Origin of the sequence: Lacisediminihabitans sp., from assembly GCF_036404185.1 — a bacterium.
GTDB lineage: Bacteria > Actinomycetota > Actinomycetes > Actinomycetales > Microbacteriaceae > Lacisediminihabitans.
In genome coordinates this window covers 1-3,235 of the sequence record NZ_DASWPB010000185.1, presented here as the reverse complement: position 1 = coordinate 3,235, position 3,235 = coordinate 1, and the positions used below count along the sequence as shown (strand labels likewise).

4 protein-coding genes are annotated in these 3,235 nt (G+C 66.2%); 1 reads left to right on the top strand and 3 read right to left on the bottom strand.

The window, feature by feature from the left end; genetic code table 11:
* A partial coding sequence (locus VGC18_RS13340) for a zinc-binding alcohol dehydrogenase family protein (RefSeq protein ID WP_331098185.1) occupies positions 1–741 on the bottom strand: 741 nt, incomplete at its 3' end.
* Positions 742–903: 162 nt separating this feature from the next.
* On the opposite strand from VGC18_RS13340, the gene VGC18_RS13335 reads away from it, so the two are divergent.
* Positions 904–1,551, top strand: coding sequence for a TetR/AcrR family transcriptional regulator (locus VGC18_RS13335; RefSeq protein ID WP_331098183.1), 648 nt, complete (start codon positions 904–906; stop codon positions 1,549–1,551).
* Between the two features lie 155 nt (positions 1,552–1,706).
* On the opposite strand, the gene VGC18_RS13330 is transcribed toward VGC18_RS13335, so the two are convergent.
* On the bottom strand, positions 1,707–2,174 hold the full coding sequence (locus VGC18_RS13330) for a helix-turn-helix domain-containing protein (RefSeq protein WP_331098181.1): 468 nt from the start codon (positions 2,172–2,174) through the stop codon (positions 1,707–1,709).
* Between the two features lie 13 nt (positions 2,175–2,187).
* A complete protein-coding gene (locus tag VGC18_RS13325) occupies positions 2,188–3,015 on the bottom strand; it encodes an enoyl-CoA hydratase/isomerase family protein (RefSeq protein WP_331098178.1) in 828 nt (275 codons plus the stop codon).
* Positions 3,016–3,235 lie beyond the last annotated feature (220 nt).

Genomic DNA, 3,235 nt, shown 5'->3' with positions numbered 1-3,235 from the left:
CGTCTTCGGATCGACGCTGCCGGTGCCGCTTCCGGTGATCTCGATCGCGGAGGAGTGCAGCAGTGCCCCGGGAAGGCTGATGGTCGGGGCGCTGGTGGTTCCGATCTGGATGAAGCGCAGCACCCGGTCCCCACGCCCGGTATTCGAGGCGGCGGTGAGGATCGCCTCCGCGCTGGGACCCCAGAGGTAGTCGAGGACGATGTCGACCCCACGGTCGAAGACCTCACGCAACGCCGTGTTCAACGCTTCGCTTCCCGCCAACTCGATGACCTCGTCCGCACCGTGGCTCACGAGACGGTCGAGCGTGGCGCGGTCGCGGCCGGTGGCGATCACCTTCCCGGCGCCGAGATACTTCGCGATCTGGACCGCGAGGCCGCCCGCCGTGCCGGTGGCACCATTGATCAGGACCGTCTCCCCCGCCGCCAGCTTGGCCCGCACCTCCAAGGCTGCCCAGGACGACATCCCCGGATCCGCGAGAGCCGCCAAAGTCGCGTCATCGACCCCGTCCGGAACGGGGATACACCGGAAAGCGGGAACGACTGTGACTTCCGCCATGCCGCCGAACGGCGCTCTCGGGAAGAGGAAGTAGACCCTGCTCCCATCCTCGAGCCGTCCGATCCCATCGATCCCCGGAACGAAGGGCGGCTCCGCCGCGGAGCTGTAGTGCTCGCCCGCCGCACGCAGCCTCGTGAAGTTCGTCAACGCCGACGCGGTCACCGCGACGCGGACCTCACCCTCCACCGGCTGCGGCTCCTTAAAATCGCGGAAAGCCGGCGGCTTCCCCAACTCGTAAACCACGGCAGCCTTCATCTCTACGTCCTTCCTCCATGTGCACCCAGACGGCACATTTTTAGGTTAGACCTAAATATAGGTTTCGCCCACCTTCTAGATATAGTGGGGCTCATGACCCTCGGGCTCCGCGAACAGCACAAGCAGCGCACGCGCGAGGCTCTTTCGACGGCAGCCATGAAACTGTTCGCAGTACACGGCTTCGACGAGGTCACGATCCCGCAGATCGCCGAGGCGGCCGGTGTGGCGAAGATGACCGTGACGAACTACTTCCCCCGCAAAGAGGATCTGGTCTTCGACCAGGCCGAACCCACGATCCTCAGCCTCGCCCACGCCGTCGCCATACGCGCGCCCGGCGAGAGTGCACTGACAGCGATCCGCCTCGACTGCATCGCTCGCATCACCGCACACGACGTCACGCTCGGGCCACCCAGCGCGAACTTCGCCCAACTCGTTCACGACAGTCGCGTGCTCACCGCCCGCATCCGCGAGATCGCCGAGCTGCGCGAGCAAGCCCTCGGAGACGCCATCGCCGCGGAAACGGGCCAGGACACCCTCCGGCAACGCGTCATCGCTACCCAGCTCGCCTCCGTGCATCGCGCCCTCTTCACCGAAACCAGCAGACGCGTCCTGACCGGCGAATCACATCAAGCGGTCTTCGGCGAACTCGCAACGAGCACCCCGGCCATGTTCGATCTCATGGAGGCCTCCCTCGGCGACTACCTCATCAAAGAACCAATCTCCCCTCCTCGACCGAACTGAACTGAACTGAACTGAACTGACCGTCGACCCTGCCGCCCCTCAGCCCAAGACCTTCTCCCCAAGTGAGACAGGACCAGGACAGCCCTAACCCGGTACTCCAAACCGAGCGGGGCCAGGTGATTACCGGGCGGGGCCAGGTGATTACCGGGCGGGGATCACGGCTTCTGGTCTGCGATCGGTGCCGAGATGGACACGTCGGAGAGGTCCACCGGTCGATCGTGCTCATCGATGAAGCCGACCCTGACGGGCTTCCCGGTAGTGGCGTTCTGCCGTGCGATCACGGGGCCGCCGATGAGGGGGAGGTACTGGTCACCCCACTGCTGGATCGCACCCAGGACGAGCCGTAGATCGATCCCCGCCTGCGTGAGGTGATACGACGGGCGAGCCCGCTGCCCGGGTTCCCGATACTCGCGCTTCTCCATCACGCCGGCGCGCACGAGGGTGTCCAGCCGTGCCGCCAGGATGTTCGGCGCGACCCCCAGAGCCGCCTCGAAGTCGGCGAAGCGCTCGGTTCCGGCATGGGCCTGGCGCAGGATGAGGAACATCCACCGTTCTCCGATGACGCCGAGGCTGCGCTCGATCGCGCAGACCGGTGGTTCGGGCGCACTGGCTTTGCTCGTCATGTCTGCGCTCGATTCACACTCGGCTCGGCACGATCTCTCGGCCGAGGTCCAGTTCCACCCCGCTGGGGGTCTGGAGTCCGCGCTCGAACAGGTCACCCACGTGCGCGGCGTTCTCGGGACGTCCGGACGTCTGGAAGAACGCCGTCAGGCCCGGGGCGAATTCCTGGTCCTGTGGCAGCGAGGCGACGTTCACGAGCTCCTTGGTCCGCACGACGGCGACCCTGTCGAACCGCGCCACTCGCTGCGCGAAGGCGTCGACGAACTCGTCGAGCTCGGCCTCGGGCAGGACGCGGTTGACGTAGCCGTACTCGGCAGCCAGGGCCGCGGGAAAGTCGTCGGCGCCGAGCAGGATCTCCAGCGCCCGTCCGCGGCCGACCAGTCGCGGCAGGCGCGCCATCGGGCCGCCGCCGGGGACCGAGCCGAGGCCGACCTCGAACTGGCCAAGGACCGCGTTCTCCCCCGCGAAGCGGACGTCGGTGGCAAGCACGAACTCACTCCCCGCGCCGCGCACCCGCCCCTTGATGGAGGAGATGGTCAACACCGGCAGCCGGCTGAGCCGGACGAAGTTATCCAGGTACGGGTGCAGGCCGGTGGGGCCCGGCTGCATGGCGCCGATCCGGGCGCGGTCCGCCAGGAGATCCCAGTGGGCGATGAAGAATTCGGGGTTAGCACTGTCGAAGACGACGACGGTGAGGTCGGGATTCGTCTCGATTCGCCCGATCAGAGTGCTCAGCTGTTCGACGGTGTCGACGTCCATGAGGTTGATGGGGCCGTTTTCGAACGTCACTTTCCAATAGGAGGGCGAGATCTCTGCGACGCGGAACTGCTCGGCGGTTGTCATGTCAGGAACCCTACCCACCTGACTTGTGTTTTGCAAGTCAGTGTCATAGCCTCAATCCATGAGCCCCTCTTCGTCCCCGCTCCGTCTCGTCGAACACTCCCCGAGGCGGTGGACGGTCGTCATCGACAACCCGCCCCTGAACCTCTTCGACCCCGAGATGCACGCGGCCCTCCGCCTCATACTGGACCGTGCGGAGAAGAGCGACGAGCTGCGGGTGCTG

Coding starts and splice junctions, on each gene's coding strand:
- VGC18_RS13335 (WP_331098183.1), top strand. CDS start 904: ATGACCCTCGGGCTCCGCGAACAGCACAAGCAGCGCACGCGCGAGGCT.
- VGC18_RS13330 (WP_331098181.1), bottom strand. CDS start 2,174: ATGACGAGCAAAGCCAGTGCGCCCGAACCACCGGTCTGCGCGATCGAG.
- VGC18_RS13325 (WP_331098178.1), bottom strand. CDS start 3,015: ATGACAACCGCCGAGCAGTTCCGCGTCGCAGAGATCTCGCCCTCCTAT.